Raw genomic sequence first — 17,683 nt, 5'->3', positions numbered from 1 at the left:
ATTGACCTATTGCAGAGGTGTGATGCCTAATTTGCTCCAAATAAATGCCCATAAGGCCAAAATTTGCTTACAATGGGAGGCTGAGCTAAGTGAGAATGAAGAAGCAGGTTATTGCTGCAATGCTAGCTATCGTTGTGAGTGCGGCGACTTTATTAGGTGGATGCGCGTCTGGTAAAGGCGCGGAAGCAAAATTTCCCACTAAGCCGATAACCTTTATCGTACCCTATCCTCCTGGTGGAAGTTCGGATTTAACAGCCCGAGCGCTCGAAAAGGTTGCACAAAAGTACTTAGGACACCCTTTGGTAATTGTTAACAAGCCCGGCGGAAGTACCATCCCAGGCTTGAATGAAATTGTAGAGTCTAAACCTGATGGGTACACAGTTGGTACAGCGAATAACGGACTGGTCCAGTTCCCAGTAACTCAGGAGCTAAAATATAATTTTGTAACCGCTCTAGAACCGATAGCACAGGTTGCTTCTGCTCCGTTTGTCTTAGTGGTAAGGCCTGATTTACCGTGGAAGAGTATTGAGGATTTTGCCAAGTACGCGAAGGAACACCCAGGTGAGATAAAGTACGGTACGGGTGCTAGAGGCAGTAGTACGCATTGGGAATTGCAAAAACTTGCTAGGGATGTCGGGACCCGGATAGAAGCTGTACCTATGTCCGGGGCGGGGGAAATTATCCCGGCCCTGCTGGGGGGGCACATACATGCTGCAGTTTTGGCGCCGGCCGACTGCAAGCAGCATGTGCAAGCGGGAAGGCTAAGAGCCTTAGGGGTATTTAGTGATAAGCGAATCGAGTATGACCCTGTATTTAAAGACGTTCCTACGTTCAAGGAGGCGGGTTACAATATCGTTAGCGTGGTCTGGCAAGGAGTAGGCGCTCCGCTCGGTCTGTCTCAAGATGTAAAAGATGTGCTGGTTCGGGCCTTTAAGGATATGATAATTGATCCGAGTACGAAGGAAGAGATGAGTAAAATTGGCATGCAGATTGACTACTTGGGACCAGACGACTTCAAGAAGAAGTGGGTTGCCGAACAGGAAGAGTACAAAAGAGTCTTAGAGGAAACAGGCATTCTGGAGCAGCTTAAACAGGAGTATAAATCTGAAAAGAAGTAGCGGGTAAACAAGTGTGATTAGTTACATTGCTCCATAACTCCTGAATACCTCGGAATGAGTGCGACACATGCACCCTGGGTCGTGGACGGTGCAAGACCCTTGCGAAACACAGATTCCTAGCGGTAGTTGCAGGGCTTGGAATGGCTCATAGTAGCTAGCAGAGTTATGTTTGGGCAGGGCCCAGGGTGCATCAAACCAAAGTCTATAACGCGTGAAAATATTATAAATACCTTTGGACGGGAGAGCTATTTTGGGGAGGTTCGAGTGAGTTATGCGAGGGTTTGAAGTAAGAGCTTTGGAAATCCACGGGCCCATGATGTGGCAGTTACAGTACGTGGAGAGGGTACTAGATTTCATGCGTGAGATGGGGATGAATGCGCTAGTATTTCACCAAAACGATCTGATTGACCAGCTGGTATATCCGCAAGGGTACTTTTCCCAGGGTATAATGTGGGAACGGTGGCCTACAAGAGATGCCAAAATTAGCAATAATAGGTACTATATAAACACCGTGATCAAGAGAGCACGGCAGATTGAAATTGACTTTTTCGCGGAAGTCAAGGAGATCTGGTACCCTGAAGGTATCTTAGAATTGGTACCGGAATTGAGGAATCCGGACGGATCAGTATGTGCAACGCATCCGTTCTGGTGGGAATTTATGGAGGCTAAAGTTAGTGAACTACTAGAGGTGGTTCCGGAGATTGCTGGGATAATTGTAAGTCCGGCAAGTCGGGAAAGCTTAGTGTCTATATCGGCGAATAGATGTAAGTGCGAACGGTGCCGTAATTATAATCCGGAAGATTGGTATTTCAAGTTGATTGAATCAATGTATCGTCCGCTTTCAAAGAAAGGGAAGATATTGGTAATACGAGACTTCGCCTACAGGGCCGACCAACAGAGTTTAGCGGTCAAGGCTGCCACCAGATGCAGTGAGGAAATTTGTATTGCCTTAAAAAATACCCCTCATGACTTTTATCCTACATTTCCTGACAACCCAGTGATAGGCACTGTGGGAAATCATCCCCAATGGATTGAATTCGATACATGGGGACAGTTTTATGGTTTGGGTTTCTTTCCTGTAAGCGTAGTAGAAGATATGAAAAAGAGAATGAAACATTGTTGGGAAAAAGGTGCCAGAGGCGTTATGTTCCGTACCGATTGGGAGGTAATTAACGAGGCAAGCAATTTTAATAGCTTTACTTTAGTAAATCTGATTGGTGGAGCAATACTGGCAAAAAACATAGATGAAGAACTAGATGAAATTTATCGTAAATGGACCAACTATGGTCTACTGTCCCCCCTAAAACCCACGTCCACATTACAAAAGCCTGTAGTTCCTAGTGGTGTGGAAGCTTATAAGAAGCTCCGAGATCTTCTTAGGCTTTCATGGGAAATAATTGAAAAAGGTATATATGTACGGGGCCATGTCTTTCATGAGTGTTGCCAATTCCCAGATAGAGTTGATACTGCCTTCACAATGATGTTGGATTTTCATCAGCAAGACGATTGGAACTTTGGAGCATCAAAGTTAGTGGAGCCTACAGACGAGAACATTGAAATTATCTTTCGAGAAAAAGAAAAGGCGCTAACAGAAGTTAGAAGGCTTCGAGCAAGTTTTAATGTGGAAAACTTGGGACTACCTGATGAGTTTGCAAAGGAGATAAAAACTATATTAGAACTTTTTGAGCTCTATATAGAAGGCTTCAATCATTGTACTCGCACATGCTTCTTAGTCAAGAAAGCGATTTCAACACGAAATAAGAGCAATGTAGAAATTGCTAGAGAGTCCTTGGTTCAGTTGTCTTCGTACAGGGACAAACTCACCAAAGAGCTGTTCTTAGATCTTTACCCACACTATGTTTATTGGCTGATGGATGTAAAGAGAATTGAAAGCCTAATTAGCGATGCTGAGGCTATCTTAAAGAGCATTGAAAGTTTATAAAGGTCAGTTTCAAGGGATTAAGGAGGAGGTATTACAGTAATGAAACAGCAGATGTCATCTAGGGAGCGCTTTCTAACTGCGTTACATAGGGGGCAGCCTGATCGAGTACCATGGTTAGAAGGCTATATTCATCAAAGTCTGGCTGATAGAATTGTTGGTCGCAGGACAATCCTACCTCAAGGTTGGTGCATTTCACCGGATGTATATGATATTCTTTGCCTTGACGCAATAGTTTATGATTTCCTGCCCCCTATTTTCGCAACTATGGAGCGTCATGGAGACGTACTACAAGTAAAAGAGCCTTTACTTAAGAGTAAAGACGATCTTAAAGCCTTGAAGGAATTTCTTCCTGACCCCGATAAGCCTGAGTTCTATACTAGTGCGAGCGAATTATTAGCCTTTGCTCGTCAAAGGGATCTGGCTGCAATCGCTGCAGTTCGGTTGGGAGTAAGCAATACGTACAACAGTATGGGCTACGATAATTTCTGCTACGCCTTATATGATGATCCCGAATTTATACTCGAAAGCATGGAAATATATGGCGAGTGGTGTATTAAAGTAATTACTCACGTTAATGAGATGGGGTTCGACGCTATCTGGATTTCGGAAGACATTGCCTTTAAATGGGGCCCAATGTTTTCACCGGAGCAATTTAGAAAGTACATGCTTCCTCACGAGAAAAAGGTAGCTGATTATATAGCCTTACCGAAGATTTATCATACAGACGGTAATCCCTTACTCTTGTTGCCCGATCTACTCACACTAAATATTAATGCGCTTGCGAATTTGGAGCATGGTGCAGTAGACATTTTTAAGGTGAAGGAGGAATATGGCAACAAAATATGTCTGATAGGTAATATTGATCTGCATTATACATTACCCGAGGGTACTCCGGAGGAAACGGTTTTGGAGACCAAGGAAAAGATAGAAAGGGTTGGCAAGGGAGGAGGATACATTATTGCAAGCTCCAATGGACTGACAGAATATTGTAAGGTCGAAAACATCTTGGCGTTGAATGGAGCAATACTTAGGTATGGATGGTACTAGTAGTTAGTTCCTAAAATACAATTGCAACCTCGACAATCATGTATGCTGACTCCATAGAGGCTCTAATAAACGGTATAGTAGAAATAGGAAGTGAGGAGAGGAGGTTTATATCGTGCCGAAGAAGCGCTGGACAACAGATGAAAAGCTAGGGAGTATAATGGCCGGCTTTGCTCCTGAAGCCAATATTGCCGCCATTTGCTATAAACACCAGGTATTTCAGTCGCTGTTCTATAAGTGGTTGTATGCCTTTCAATAAGGGTGGAATGGCGGCCTTACAGAAGGGGCCTTCCAACCGTGAAGAGAACTCGAACGAAACTCATGGAGGCCAGGCCAAGATCGGTGAGCTGGCAATTAAAGTTGATATCCTTCAAAAAGACCAGCTAAGACCGGAGATTAATAATAAGACCTTGGTAAGCCATCTTCACACAGAAGGCTATAATATTCTATAAGATTAGCGTTATAGATGCCAACGGGTACATTGAGAGACGGTTTCGGAACCTGAAAGAAGAAACCGTATAGCTCAAGGAATGTAGCAGTACAGAGCATATATTACCCAAAAGAATGGGTTCAGAGAATGGTAAGTCTGAGGTGAAGGCTTACATTAGCCCTTAGCGCCGCGACTAACCGAGGGACGACGGGCCAGTCAGGTTGACAGTCAAGAGGCGATTGGTAAACCATAGTGAAGTCCCGCCCTTGCCGGACAGCCTGACTGACCCCAAAATAGATCGGGTGGCGATATGAATGGTCTATATACAAAATATGGTCCTCTTATAAAATCAGCCGATTTTGTCTCAACGTCTGTCGATCACTACGGTACCGCTCTCTGGCCCGGGAACTGGCGGAATATAATATACTGGTCAATGCCATTGCCCCTGGCCTGATCCGTACACCGTTTCATAACCCTGAGATTACTCCGCCGCAAGTATTTGAAAAAATGGCGTCAGAGATTTTGTTGAAACGTGCGGGAACTCCAGAAGATATAGTTGGGGCTGCTATGTTTTTGGCATCCGATTATGCCGATTATATTACCGGAGCAACCATAGATGTTAACGGTGGATTGTATATGAGCTAGCTAACCATAGGGAATAGCAGGTTAATGGAGGAGAAAAATATGGTAGTTGTCAATCAAGATACTTTAGCAGCAGTAGTTACAAAGGAAGTTGAGCGGGTTCAAGTAACCGACATTCATACTCATCTTTATCCTCCTGATTTTGGAGATATGTTCTTATATGGCATAGATGAGCTGTTAACGTATCACTACTTAATTGCCGAGTTTTTCCGCTATACCACGATGGATTATGAAGAATTCTTTAGCCTGCCCAAGATGCAGCAAGCTGAACTGATTTTTCAAACCTTATTTATTAAACACTCGCCCATAAGCGAGGCCCAGCGGGGCGTATTAACGGTTTTGAAGGGACTGGGGCTGGATGTAAACAAAAGGGATTTACAGGCCTTCAGGGAGCAGAGCAGTATAATTCCGGTAACTGAATATGTGAACAGAATTTTTGCGTTGGCCGGAGTAAAAGAAGTAATCATGACTAATGACCCTTTCGATGCTACTGAAAGACAATGGTGGGAAAAGGTCGGTAATAAGGATCCCAGATTTAAAGCCGCTTTAAGGCTCGATCCGCTGCTTAATGACTATGAAAAAAATCACAGGGAATTAATCAAGTTGGGTTACCGGGTAGACAGGTGCCTGGATGAGAATACGATAAACGAAATTAAACTTTTCCTCAAAGATTGGGTGAAAAAAATTAACGCTGTCTATATGGCAGTTTCCTTACCGCCAGATTTTACGGTTCCGGAGGATTCTTACCGCTCGAGAATACTGGAAAAATGTGTTCTCCCAATCTGCAGGGAAGTAAAAATACCCCTGGCTTTGATGATCGGGGTAAAAAGATTGGTAAATCCTTATTTGGGCCTGGCAGCGGATTCCGTGGGCAAAGCGGATATTAGGTCAATTGAATACCTGTGCAGGACTTATCCTAAAAATAAATTTTTAGTAACCATGCTTTCCAAAGAAAACCAGCACGAGCTTGTAGTGACTGCAAGGAAGTTCAGGAATTTAATGGTATTTGGATGCTGGTGGTTTTTAAATAATCCTGACATGGTTAAAGAGATTACCAGCATGCGGTTGGACACCCTTGGACTGTCTTTTATTCCCCAGCACTCAGACGCTCGTGTACTGGAACATCTAATCTATAAATGGGTACATTTCAGGAAAATTATAGCCGATATCCTGACTAAAAAATACCAGCTTCTTTTGGAAAACGGTTGGCGGATTACTGAAGAAGAAATCAAAAGGGATATAGAGGATCTTTTCAGCAATAATTTCTGGAATTTTATCGGGCGAAATATTTAAGGAAGAGCAATTGGAGTTTAAGGTATGTTCAGGGGGGATAAACGAAGTTGCCTAACTTGAGCAGAGAGGGTATAAAAAATAAAAAAGCCTGGCAAAATGCAGGAATTGAACTACCGGAATTCGATTACGACAAAGTTGCGGCGGTTACCAGGGAAAACCCGGTATGGATACACTTTGGTGCCGGTAATATATTTAGAGGATTTATTGCCATGCTGCAGCAAAGGCTTCTCAATATGGGAAAGGCCCAAACGGGAATTGTGGCAGTGGAAGCATTTGATTTCGAAATCATCGATAAGATTTATATCCCGTATGATAACTTGAGCTTGCTTGTGATCATGAACCCCGACGGAAACCTGGATAAAAAAGTCGTTGGCAGTATAAGCGAAGGGATGGTCGGAGATGTTTCACGAGAACATGATTGGGAACGGTTAAAAGAATTTTTTACAAAACCTTCTCTGCAGATGGTTAGTTTTACCATTACGGAAAAGGGATATAGCCTAAAAAATATGTCAGGAGAATACTTTGATGAAGTATTAAAGGATATGCATGACGGGCCTGGACAACCCAGGCATATCATATCTAAAGTTGCTTCACTGGCCTATACAAGATACAAAAGCGGCGAACTGCCCATTGCTTTTGTAAGTATGGATAACTATGCCCATAACGGGGAAAAGCTTCATGAATCCGTTGAAACAATTGTCAAAAAATGGGTGGAAAATGGGCTGGTAGAGAGTGGTTTTTTAACATATATCAACGATGAAAGCAAAGTAAGCTTCCCCTGGACCATGATTGACAAGATTGTGCCCAGACCTTCTGAGGCTGTTAAGGCCTCATTGCTTGCCACAGGTTTTGAAGGCATGGAAATCATGTGTACCAAGAAAAATACCTATATTGCGCCTTTCGTTAATGCCGAAAGACCCCAGTACCTGGTTATTGAGGATAACTTCCCCAATGGGCGCCTGCCTCTTGAATTAGCGGGGGTGCTGTTTACCGATAGGCAGACGGTAGATAGGGCCGAAAAAATGAAGGTCTGTACATGCCTGAATCCTCTGCATACGGCACTGGCGGTATTTGGATGTCTACTGGGATATAATCTTATAGCGGACGAAATGAAGGACAGCCAATTAAAGAAGCTGGTAGAGAAGATAGGGTATGAAGAAGGTCTCCCTGTTGTTATAAATCCGGGTATATTAAGTCCCGAGGCTTTTATACGAGAAGTCATAGAACAAAGGTTGCCCAATCCCTTTATACCTGATACACCGCAAAGAATAGTTACAGATACTTCCCAAAAGATTGGTATAAGATTCGGTGAAACCATCAAAGCCTATCGTGATAGAGAGGATCTGGATCCAGCAAGTCTTACCTATATTCCTCTGACAATTGCGGGTTGGTGCAGGTATCTTTTGGGCCTGGATGATAAGGGTCAAGAAATGCCGCTGAGCCCCGACCCTATGCTAAATGTACTAAAGTCGCACCTATCAAGAGTTAGACTGGGTAATACAGGAACTGTAGGCGATAGCTTGAAGCCTATTTTGGTAAATAAAAACATTTTTGGTTTAAACCTTTATGAAGTAGGGTTGGGAGAAAAAATTGAGGGTTATTTCAAGGAAATGGTGTCCGGACCTAATGCTGTAAGGAATATATTACAAAAGTATTTAGGGTAATATTGAGAGAGGACGTGAGAGATATGAAAATGACATTCAGATGGTTCGGAGAAGGTTATGACAGTATTTCTCTGGAAAAAATCAGGCAGATACCGGGAAAGCCCGGGATTGTAAGCGCCATTTACGATGTACCAGTAGGTGAAGTATGGCCAGTTGAAAAAATAAAGAAATTAAAGGACACAGTAGAGAATGCGGGACTGGAATTAGAGGTCATAGAAAGCGTTAATGTCCATGAGGATATCAAGCTTGGGCTTCCCAGCAGGGACCGTTATATTGAGAATTACATGCAGACCTTGAGAAATCTGGCGAAATTCGGTATTAAGGTCGTGTGCTACAACTTTATGCCTGTATTTGACTGGACGCGGTCAGATTTAGCGAAGGTTTTGCCGGATGGTTCCACTGCCCTGTCCTACGAAGAGAAAAAGGTACAGAAGGTGGATCCCGATAAGATAGTGGAAGAGGTGGAAGCTAACTCCAACGGTTTTGAACTCCCTGGCTGGGAGCCTGAACGGCTTAAAACATTAAAAGTGTTGTTTGAACAATACAAGAATGTGGATGAGGAAAAGCTTTTAGAAAACCTGGGGTATTTTTTAAGAGCAATTATTCCTGTGGCTGAAGAGGTCGATATAAAAATGGCTATTCATCCCGATGATCCGCCGTGGTCCATATTTGGCCTGCCCAGAATTGTAAAATCCAAAGAAACCTTAGAGAAGATCATGAACCTTGTGGATAGCCCCTACAACGGCATTACCCTGTGCAGTGGCAGCCTCGGGGCGAATCCGGACAACGATATTCCGGCACTTATACGCTATTTCGGGGCTAAAGGAAGGATACATTTCGGACATGTAAGGAATATAAAGATACATTCGCCCCGTAACTTTGACGAGACTTCCCATTTATCTTCGGACGGCTCTTTGGATATGTTTGAGATTATGAAGGCATACCATGATATTAATTTCCAGGGATATATCAGGCCGGACCACGGCAGGATGATCTGGGGAGAAGTAGGTAGACCTGGTTATGGCCTGTATGACAGGGCACTAGGAATCGCCTACCTGAACGGGCTGTGGGAAGCTATTGATAAAATGAAAAAGAGATGTTCTTTTGATTAGATTTTTCTTATAGACCAGGGGCAGCCAGGACGACTGTTCGTCGTTCGTGCTGCCTACCCCTCCCCAGGGAAAGGATAGGCACCATCTCTCCATCCTCAACGCTTCCACATTGAGTAGTGGATCACTTTTTTATTAGCACAACTGGAACAGATTTACTTTGCCATAGTGAATCACTTTTATTTTGACAAACGCAAGAGATACTCCCCCACGCAAAATGGTGCTACAATATATTGTAGGAAGTTTTGTTTCTGGAGTGGATGGCTTTGCCCCAAAATGAAGGTTACGTCCTGTCCCTGGAGAAGGGTCTTAAAATATTAGCAGCACTGGCAGCGGCCGGTGAAGGTATAGGTTTGAGCGACCTCAGCCGTCGAAGAAGTTACGGCGATGAACGAGCCGCCGAACAGGTTGGTATAGTCGGAGTTTTTCTTCCTCGCTCAGGCCACGGAGCGGTTGAAAGCCAAACCTTACGAGCGCACTGAAGAACGGCAGGGTTATCGCAATGGCCATATGACAAAAGCATTAACAATTGACACGCGTTTGCAGGCAGCTTAAAACAAACCAGCATCATCTACCAGAGGTAATTTTACACTTCAATTTGGACTTGACCCACGAGCCAAGCTATAGCAATATTGATATTTTGGTAGCCCTGGGATAAAATGGTGGCAGGAAGGAGATAAATAGTGATTTCCTTTGAAACCATGTAAAATATAAGCAATAACATAGGTGAAGGGCGTGAGTATCATGATTGACCCCAGTATAAGAGATGAAATTATAAAAAGCCTTTCAGTTTTACCTTATGAAAAACAAAAAAGGGTCTTAAAATTTATCCTTTCTCTTACAGAGCTTGATCAGCAGACGAAAGGAAATGACCTTATCCGATTCGCAGGCACTATTGAGAAAGACGACTTAAAAATTATGGAACGAGAGATTGAAGAATCCTGCGAGAGGATTGATCTTGGTGAGTGGTAATTATCTATTGGACACTAATATAGTTATCGCCCTTTTTGCTGGTGAACCTTCAATTATAGAAAAGCTGGATATGGAAAATAAGGTATTCATTCCTGCTATAGTGTTAGGTGAACTTTATTTTGGCGCTTTAAAATCCAGAAAGGTTGAAAATAACATTTTGCTTATAGATTCCCTTGCCGCTGAGAGTATGATCCTTGCTTGTGATAAGAATACTGCCAAGTATTACGGTAGAATTAAGAATAATTTGAAGAAAAAAGGGAAACCCATTCCTGAGAACGACATTTGGATTGCAGCGGTGGCTTTACAACACAATTTAATTTTAGTTAGTCGCGATACTCATTTCAAGGAAATTGATGATTTAACCATGGAAACCTGGTAGGTTATTGCATGGGTGGAAATGCAAGCTGGGTTAACGATCCGGGAATAAAAGGGCTCCTTCATTGGAGCCCTTTTCCTGTGGTAGGATAATCTTCTTTTTTCGTAGAATATAGGGAAGGGGGGGGCGACCGGTGAAGGGCAAAATGCCGGAATTTCAAGGAAAAACGCCATTCGCCGTAAACGTGAAGGTAGTTTATTCGTCCGAGAGTGCTTCAGGACTCCGGGAGGCCTACCGTCTCCTGGCTAAAAAAGTGTTGGAAGCTAGCAGCAGGTGCAAGCAGTGCTATTATTGCTGTGATGATTTCGAGTTTATGGGTAGTCCGGGAGATGCTTAGACTGGTTGAAAGGGAAAGTGAAGCCGAGAAGGTAATGGTAAGGTTAGAGGAAGCCGAAAAATTAATTACCACCTTGAGGTCTAAACATCATGATTTTGTTAACCATTTACAGGTAATCCTGGGGCTTATTCAATTGAAGATGGATAATGATGCTGCCGATTATATCAAAGGTCTATCAAAAGATCTTATTCAAATAGAAAAACTTGTTTCCTTAAAAAGGCCAGAAGTTGCCGCCCTTATTAGCAGCAAGCTGGCAAGTTTGAGTTATTTGCAGGCGTCGTTAGATGTGAATACTTCTTTGGCTGAATTGTCTATCTCTGCAGATAAGCTGGTAAGTATTCTTGGCAATTTGCTTGATAATGCTATTTATGAGACGAGCTTCTATAAAGATAAATGGATTAAGATAAGAATCGATCAGGAAGATAATTGGTTTGTTTTTGAAATAACCAACCCTGGTACTATTGCACCTGAGATCCGAGAAAGGATTTTTGAACCGGGATTTACCACCAAGGGACAGGAAGGAACGGGGATGGGTTTATTTATTGTTAAAAATCTGGTGAGGGAATGCGGTGGAACTATTTCCTTTGATTCACGTGATGATGATATAATGACAGTATTTACGGTCAGATTGCCAAAAACTCCTATGGAGCCTAGAAATTGATCATCGGAACTCTGCTGTTTCTTCTGATCCGCAATGGTGGCTATCACCATGTTGTCCAACGACGGGGTAAATTATACCGCCATCAAGGCGATTGCCATCTGCGTTACGTATGGTACTACCTTTTTCCAGTATGGCCAAAAATTCTCCCAGAATAAGATAGATACTCCACCACGCAAAATGGTGCTACAATATATTGTAGGAAGTTTTGTTTCTGGAGTGGATGGCTTTGCCCCAAAATGAAGGTTACGTCCTGTCCCTGGAGAAGGGTCTTAAAATATTAGCAGCACTGGCAGCGGCCGGTGAAGGTATAGGTTTGAGCGACCTCAGCCGTCGGCTGGGCCTTAATAAAAGTACCGTCTATCGCATGTTAACTACCCTTAAGGCTTATGGCTATGTTGATCAGGAACCGACGACAGGGAAATACATCCTTGGATTAAAAATCTTGGAACTTAGTGGCAGCCTGCTGGACCGGCTCGATGTCCGGGCCGTTGCCCATCCGTATCTCAAGGAACTGGCGGCCAGGAGCCAGGAAGTGGCGCATATGGTTGTAAAGGATGGTGATGAAGCCGTCTATATTGATAAGGTAGAAGGCAATCGTACCATCCGTATGTATTCCCAGATTGGCCGCCGGGTGGCTCTCCATTCGACGGCTGTAGGTAAGGCTATACTGGCTTTCCTCCCGCCTGAGGAAGTAGAAAAGATAATTGCCCGCAGGGATTTGCCCCGGTTTACCTCCCGGACGATTACCACCATGGCAGCTTTGCAGGCAGAACTGGCCCGGGTACGGGAACGCGGTTACTCTATAGATGATGGCGAAAATGAAGAAGGTATTCGCTGCGTCGGCGCGCCCATTTTTGATTACCGAGGGCAGGTAGTAGCAGCACTTAGTATTTCCGGCCCGACCCTGCACGTTACCCTGGAGCGAGTACCCGAGCTTGGCAGGCTTGTACGTCAGGCTGGCGGGGAAATATCGCGTCGGCTCGGTTACAGGCAGGAGTAGTACTACTTTTTTCTCCAGGACAAGCACCTATTAGGCCGCGCTTCCATATATATAAAGGGTAACGCTATCCTGCCCGGGAGGTATGGAGTATGGAAGCCGGCTTTATTGCTTTGGTTGCCCTTTCTGTTTTGAAGGGCATTAGCCTCCTCCTGTCCTACATTACCAATAATGCCTTTCCCCAGCCATTAAGTGAGGAAGAAGAGCAAAAGTACCTGGAACTGTGGCAGCAGGGGGATCAGAAGGCCCGCAATATTTTAATTGAGCATAACCTGCGTCTGGTGGCCCACATAACGAAAAAATTTGAGAATACTGGTGAGGATAACGACGACTTGATTTCCATTGGTACCGTTGGCCTCATCAAAGCAATAAATACTTATAATATGAATAAAGGTACCAAGCTAGCCACCTATGCCGCCCGCTGCATTGAAAATGAAATTCTCATGCACTTGCGCGCCACGAAAAAGACCCGCAGCGAAGTTTCCCTTTATGACCCCATCGGTACTGATAAAGAAGGAAATGAAATCGCTTTGATTGATGTTTTGGGTTCAGATCAGGATATCGCGGAGATTGTGGAAACTTCTTACGAACGTCAACGGGTTATGCAAAAGGTAAATGTATTAACACCAAGGGAGAAGAAAGTCCTGGCCATGCGTTTCGGGCTATTCCAGGGCCTGCGGCGTACCCAGCGGGATATAGCTCGTAAAATGGGCATTTCTCGCTCCTATGTTTCTAGGATCGAGAAAAAGGCCATCCAGAAACTTTTGAAGGAGCTGTCTGCCGAAGGGTGCAGCAAGTAAACATAAAAAATTTTTCTCTGGCCGTGAAAGAAGGCCGGCTTTTTTATTTTGCGGGGCCACGTGTGAAGTGGAGGCTTTGTGTGGTATAATTTTGCCAGCTGTTATTAGGAACCCGGCATTAGATGAAGGGCCGCTGGTGTAAACTATTTAGCTGGTGACGTTTAATATGGCAAGGGTGCAGCTGAGGCGAGGCGAAGAAGGACGCATTAAAAGAGGCCACCCCTGGGTTTACTGGACGGAGATTGAGACCATCTATGGCGCCTTTGAACCGGGAGACATAGTTACCGTAGAGGATCGCCGTGGCAGGTTTATTGGCCGGGGGTATATCAACCCGGCCTCCATGATTACTGTCCGCATCCTTACTTATAGTCGTGATGAAGAAATCGATGCGGCTTTCTGGCGGCGGCGCCTGGCGGCTGCCTGGGATTACCGCCGGAGGGTTCTGGCGGGTGCTGGGACGGACGCTTATCGCGTTGTCTTTGGCGAAGCAGATTTCCTGCCAGGGTTGATTGTCGACAAGTTTGGCCCCTACCTGGTGGTCCAGACCCTAGCCTTAGGGATTGATCGTTTTAAAGATAATCTAGTGGAAATCCTGGATGAGTTAATCCAGCCAACGGGGATCTTTGAGCGCAACGATGCGCCAGTGCGGAAACTGGAGGGCTTGGAGCTGCGGTCGGGATTCCTCAAGGGTCCCTTTGACCCGCAGGTTGTCATACAAGAGAACGGCCTTAAATTTTATGTGGATCTGGCCGCAGGACAGAAGACGGGTTACTTCCTGGACCAGAGGGAAAACCGAGCCGCCCTCCAGCCGTTTGTGAAAGGGGCGCGGGTGCTGGATTGCTTTTGTCATACCGGGGGGTTCAGCGTCCATGCCGCCCATTATGGTGCCCGGGAAGTAGTGGGCCTGGATATCTCGGCAGAAGCCATTGCTATGGCACGGCGCAATGCGGTGCTCAATGGTTATGGGGACCTGTGTTCTTTTGAGGAAGCCAATGCTTTTGACGCCTTGCGAGAGCTGGAGCGCCAGGAAGAAAGGTTTGATGTAGTTATCCTGGATCCGCCGGCATTTGTCAAGGCCAGGAAGGCTTTGGAGGGAGCCATCCGGGGCTATAAAGAGATAAATTTGCGGGCGATGAAGATTTTATCTCCTGGCGGCTTTCTGGTGACCTGTTCCTGTTCCTACCACATGCCCGAGGAACTCTTTTTAGAAGTTATCCAGGATGCAGCCTTTGATGCCCGTCGCCGCCTGCGCCTGCTGGCCAGGCGCGGCCAGGCTCCTGACCACCCGGTACTCCTTGGCTACGACGAGTCGCGTTACCTCAAGTGCCTAATGCTTCAGGTAATATAAAAGACAATATTACCTGCTTACAGCTTACCTCGGGAAGGGACTAAAACTACCGCCGTCCCCTCCCATTGAAAATAATGGTTACTCCCCGGCAGTCTTTTTGTGGTATAATAACCTGTAAGTGCCTCTATTAGGAGTGAAACATGCTCAAGCTACTGCAACCGGACCTCTATGTGCGTTCCCTGCGGGATATACCCCTGGCAGCTTTAAAGGCGCGGGGTATCCGCGGTTTGATTATTGACCTGGATAATACGGTGACCGAATGGGGACGGGCGACCCTGGACCGGGAAATTTACCGGTGGTTTACGGAATTAAAGAAGCAAGACTTAAGGGCCTGCCTTGTATCCAACAACCGGGATGTCCGGGTGCAAAAAATAGCTGCTTACCTGGGTATTCCCGGAATTTCCAGGGCCGGTAAACCCAGGCGGCGGGCCTTTTACCAGGCCATGGCCGTCATGGAAACGGCAGTTGGTAATACTGCCGTGATCGGCGACCAGGTTTTTACCGATGTCCTGGGAGGAAACCGCCTGGGGCTGTACACAATTCTGGTGATGCCTATAAATAAGCGCGAGTTCATTGGCACCAGGGTGATCCGTCAGATAGAAAAATTGATAACCAAACGCCTGGTAATCAACGATTTAAAGGACTTATAATAGAGTGAGTAAAAAAATTGGCTTTACATAACCCGATTATTAAAAAGAAATGGCAGGGTAGGCAATGCTGCAGGTAAAAGCCTCAACCGGGCTGGTGGCCCTCATGGGATGCCCGGTAGAACATTCTTTATCGCCTTTAATGCAAAATGCGGCCTTTGCCGCCACCGGGCTGGACCTGGTTTACCTGGCCTTTGCCGTTACCCCTTCCGGCCTGCCGGCTGCCCTGGCCGGGCTTAAAGCCCTGGGTTTCCGGGGCGCCAATGTTACGGTACCCCATAAAGAAGCAATTATCAAATACTTGGATGCAATCGATCCCGCGGCGGCCCGCATCGGAGCCGTGAATACAATTGTTAATGACGGACGCCTGACAGGCTACAATACTGACGCCAGCGGTTTTTTGCGTTCCCTCCAGGAAGCAGGTTTTAATCCGGCCGGCAAGAAAGCGGTCATCCTCGGGGCCGGGGGGGCGGCCCGGGCGGTGGCCTTTGCCCTGGCCGGGGCGGGTTGCACCGGGTTGACCATTGCCAACCGCACATTGGAGCGGGCCGGACACCTGGCAGCCGCCCTGGCCGGTTTAAGCGTCCTGGTAAAGGCCTGCGCCCTGGAAGAGGAAGAGCTGCGTCCCAGGGTAGAAGAGGCCGATCTGGTGGTAAACGCCACCAGTGCCGGCATGGCTCCTATGGAAGGAGCCGTACCCCTGCCGGCGGCCTGGCTCCACGCCGGGCAATGGGTCTACGACCTGGTCTACAATCCCCTGGAAACCAGGTTCCTGCGGGATGCCCGGCAGCGGGGTTGCCGGGCTATATCCGGTTTGGGGATGCTCCTGTACCAGGGGGCCGCGGCCTTTACCCTGTGGACGGGGAAGCCGGCACCGGTGGAGGTCATGGGAGAAGCCCTCCGGAAAGCAATACAAGATTCTCATGCCGCTAAGTAGGCACCATCAGAAGGATGAAAATAACAGGCCGGCTTTTGTTCAGAGCGAGCGACTTGGTCCGAGCAGTAAAGCAGCCCGAGGCTGAGACGTAGGCTGTTCCGCGCGGACCAGAGAGCGAGTAAGACGATACCAACCTGGAGTTCTGGCGGAAGGCTGGATAATTAGGAGAGGCAGGAGATACTTTGCTGCGTTATCTTACCGCGGGGGAATCCCACGGGCGGGGTTTAAGTGTGATTGTTGAGGGTATGCCGGCCGGGGTACCCCTCACGGCTGAAGATATTAATACCTGGCTGGCCCGCCGCCAGGGCGGTTACGGCCGCGGCGGGCGCATGAGCATTGAACGGGACCGGGTGGAGATCCTGGCCGGGGTAAGAGGCGGCTATACCCTGGGTAGCCCCGTCGCCCTTTTTATAGCCAACCGGGACTGGGCCAACTGGCAGGAGATTATGGCTCCCGGCCCCGAGGCCCGGGCCGAGCGGGTAGTTACCCGGCCGCGGCCGGGGCATGCCGACCTGGCGGGAGGTTTGAAATACCACCAGGCGGACCTGCGCAATATCCTGGAACGGGCCAGTGCCCGAGAAACGGCGGCCAGGGTGGCGGCCGGGGCTGCGGCTGCTGCTTTGCTCAAAGAACTGGGGATTGAACTGGCGGCCCATGTGGTCCGGATTGGACCGGTTGCAGTTAAAGGGGCGGTAGAATTGAGTGCTGCCCGGCAGGCCTGGGAGTCGCCCGTCTACTGTGCCGACCCGGAAGTCAGCCGGGCAATGGTAGCAGTTATTGAAGAAGCCCGGCAAAAGGGGGATACCCTGGGAGGAGTGGTGGAAGTACTGGCGGCCGGCGTACCAGCCGGGCTGGGCAGCCATGTTCACTGGGACCGGCGCCTGGACGGGCGCCTGGCCCAGGCTTTAATGAGCATTCCGGCCATCAAAGGGGTAGAAATCGGAGCCGGTTTTGAGCTCGCAAGTATTCCGGGAAGCCTGTCCCATGATGCCATCGCCTACCGGGAAGGACAGGGCTTTTACCATCCCACCAACCGCGCCGGCGGCCTGGAGGGTGGTATGACCAATGGAGAAATCCTTGTCCTGCGGGCGGCCATGAAACCAATCCCCACCCTGATGCAGCCCCTGCCCAGCGTTGATTTCCTGACAAAAAAACCTGTTACGGCTGCTGTGGAACGTTCTGACGTCTGCGCCGTCCCGGCAGTAGCGGTCGTTGCCTGGGCGGCGGTGGCCTGGGTCCTGGCCGGGGCAGTGATGGAGAAATTTGGCGGCGATTATTTACCAGAAATCCAGGAGCGAATGGCCGCTTACCGGCAGTACTTAAGCGGTATTTAACAGGTAAGGGTCTATGATCCTGCCGGGGAGCG

General features: G+C 47.1%; 19 protein-coding genes and 2 pseudogenes. All 21 read left to right on the top strand.

Annotated features, from left to right (window positions below):
* The first annotated feature begins 95 nt into the window (after nucleotides 1-95).
* The 21 genes and pseudogenes from E308F_RS11345 to aroC all read left to right on the top strand — a co-directional run bounded on the left by E308F_RS11345 (nucleotide 96) and on the right by aroC (nucleotide 17,651).
* The gene (locus E308F_RS11345; RefSeq protein ID WP_253260473.1) at nucleotides 96-1,118 is read left to right on the top strand and encodes a Bug family tripartite tricarboxylate transporter substrate binding protein; all 1,023 of its coding nucleotides are present in this window, start codon (nucleotides 96-98) and stop codon (nucleotides 1,116-1,118) included.
* 271 nt (nucleotides 1,119-1,389) lie between these two features.
* Nucleotides 1,390-3,060 carry a hypothetical protein gene (locus E308F_RS11340; protein WP_141264999.1) on the top strand — a complete coding sequence of 557 codons (1,671 nt, stop codon included), beginning with the start codon at nucleotides 1,390-1,392 and terminating at the stop codon, nucleotides 3,058-3,060.
* Nucleotides 3,061-3,099: 39 nt separating this feature from the next.
* Nucleotides 3,100-4,107, top strand: a complete 1,008-nt coding sequence (locus tag E308F_RS11335) for a uroporphyrinogen decarboxylase family protein (protein ID WP_141264998.1) — start codon at nucleotides 3,100-3,102, stop codon at nucleotides 4,105-4,107.
* A 112-nt stretch (nucleotides 4,108-4,219) separates the two neighbouring features.
* On the top strand, nucleotides 4,220-4,363 hold the full coding sequence (locus E308F_RS15915) for a hypothetical protein (RefSeq protein ID WP_172613914.1): 144 nt from the start codon (nucleotides 4,220-4,222) through the stop codon (nucleotides 4,361-4,363).
* A gap of 468 nt (nucleotides 4,364-4,831) precedes the next feature.
* Nucleotides 4,832-5,179 (top strand): SDR family NAD(P)-dependent oxidoreductase, encoded by a 348-nt coding sequence (locus E308F_RS11330; protein WP_307722590.1) that lies wholly within the window; start codon nucleotides 4,832-4,834, stop codon nucleotides 5,177-5,179.
* Between the two features lie 39 nt (nucleotides 5,180-5,218).
* Complete coding sequence (locus E308F_RS11325; RefSeq protein WP_141264997.1) at nucleotides 5,219-6,469, top strand: glucuronate isomerase; 1,251 nt, start codon at nucleotides 5,219-5,221, stop codon at nucleotides 6,467-6,469.
* A gap of 47 nt (nucleotides 6,470-6,516) precedes the next feature.
* Entirely contained in the window at nucleotides 6,517-8,133 is a 1,617-nt protein-coding gene (locus E308F_RS11320; protein ID WP_141264996.1) for a mannitol dehydrogenase family protein, read from the top strand.
* A 23-nt stretch (nucleotides 8,134-8,156) separates the two neighbouring features.
* Nucleotides 8,157-9,245, top strand: coding sequence for a mannonate dehydratase (gene uxuA, locus E308F_RS11315; RefSeq protein ID WP_141264995.1), 1,089 nt, complete (start codon nucleotides 8,157-8,159; stop codon nucleotides 9,243-9,245).
* Nucleotides 9,246-9,502: 257 nt separating this feature from the next.
* A pseudogene (locus tag E308F_RS17000) lies at nucleotides 9,503-9,604 on the top strand (IclR family transcriptional regulator); the annotation flags it as partial.
* Nucleotides 9,605-9,677: 73 nt separating this feature from the next.
* Nucleotides 9,678-9,770 (top strand): annotated as a pseudogene (locus E308F_RS16575) (transposase); the annotation flags it as partial.
* A 207-nt stretch (nucleotides 9,771-9,977) separates the two neighbouring features.
* Nucleotides 9,978-10,214 (top strand): hypothetical protein, encoded by a 237-nt coding sequence (locus E308F_RS11300; protein ID WP_172613913.1) that lies wholly within the window; start codon nucleotides 9,978-9,980, stop codon nucleotides 10,212-10,214.
* The gene (locus tag E308F_RS11295; RefSeq protein WP_141264993.1) at nucleotides 10,204-10,593 is read left to right on the top strand and encodes a type II toxin-antitoxin system VapC family toxin; all 390 of its coding nucleotides are present in this window, start codon (nucleotides 10,204-10,206) and stop codon (nucleotides 10,591-10,593) included. The genes E308F_RS11300 and E308F_RS11295 overlap by 11 nt, the downstream gene beginning before the upstream one ends.
* A gap of 130 nt (nucleotides 10,594-10,723) precedes the next feature.
* The gene (locus tag E308F_RS15910; RefSeq protein ID WP_172613912.1) at nucleotides 10,724-10,927 is read left to right on the top strand and encodes a hypothetical protein; all 204 of its coding nucleotides are present in this window, start codon (nucleotides 10,724-10,726) and stop codon (nucleotides 10,925-10,927) included.
* Entirely contained in the window at nucleotides 10,920-11,588 is a 669-nt protein-coding gene (locus E308F_RS11290) for a sensor histidine kinase (protein WP_172613911.1), read from the top strand. Before E308F_RS15910 ends, E308F_RS11290 begins: the two co-directional genes overlap by 8 nt.
* 48 nt (nucleotides 11,589-11,636) lie before the next feature.
* Nucleotides 11,637-11,828 carry a hypothetical protein gene (locus E308F_RS15905; protein ID WP_172613910.1) on the top strand — a complete coding sequence of 64 codons (192 nt, stop codon included), beginning with the start codon at nucleotides 11,637-11,639 and terminating at the stop codon, nucleotides 11,826-11,828.
* Nucleotides 11,815-12,588: an IclR family transcriptional regulator gene (locus tag E308F_RS11285; protein ID WP_141264992.1), complete on the top strand. Its 774-nt coding sequence runs from the start codon at nucleotides 11,815-11,817 to the stop codon at nucleotides 12,586-12,588. The genes E308F_RS15905 and E308F_RS11285 overlap by 14 nt, the downstream gene beginning before the upstream one ends.
* Nucleotides 12,589-12,677: 89 nt before the next feature.
* On the top strand, nucleotides 12,678-13,385 hold the full coding sequence (sigK, locus tag E308F_RS11280) for an RNA polymerase sporulation sigma factor SigK (protein ID WP_141264991.1): 708 nt from the start codon (nucleotides 12,678-12,680) through the stop codon (nucleotides 13,383-13,385).
* A gap of 166 nt (nucleotides 13,386-13,551) precedes the next feature.
* Nucleotides 13,552-14,733: a class I SAM-dependent rRNA methyltransferase gene (locus tag E308F_RS11275; protein WP_141264990.1), complete on the top strand. Its 1,182-nt coding sequence runs from the start codon at nucleotides 13,552-13,554 to the stop codon at nucleotides 14,731-14,733.
* A gap of 140 nt (nucleotides 14,734-14,873) precedes the next feature.
* Nucleotides 14,874-15,383, top strand: coding sequence for a YqeG family HAD IIIA-type phosphatase (locus E308F_RS11270; protein WP_141264989.1), 510 nt, complete (start codon nucleotides 14,874-14,876; stop codon nucleotides 15,381-15,383).
* Nucleotides 15,384-15,447: 64 nt separating this feature from the next.
* Nucleotides 15,448-16,317 carry a shikimate dehydrogenase gene (locus E308F_RS11265; RefSeq protein WP_141264988.1) on the top strand — a complete coding sequence of 290 codons (870 nt, stop codon included), beginning with the start codon at nucleotides 15,448-15,450 and terminating at the stop codon, nucleotides 16,315-16,317.
* Between the two features lie 182 nt (nucleotides 16,318-16,499).
* A complete protein-coding gene (aroC, locus tag E308F_RS11260) occupies nucleotides 16,500-17,651 on the top strand; it encodes a chorismate synthase (protein ID WP_141264987.1) in 1,152 nt (383 codons plus the stop codon).
* Nucleotides 17,652-17,683 lie beyond the last annotated feature (32 nt).

Source organism: Moorella sp. E308F (genome assembly GCF_006538365.1).
In the GTDB taxonomy this organism is placed as follows: domain Bacteria; phylum Bacillota; class DSM-521; order Neomoorellales; family Neomoorellaceae; genus Neomoorella.
This window is presented reverse-complemented; position numbering and strand designations above follow the sequence as displayed.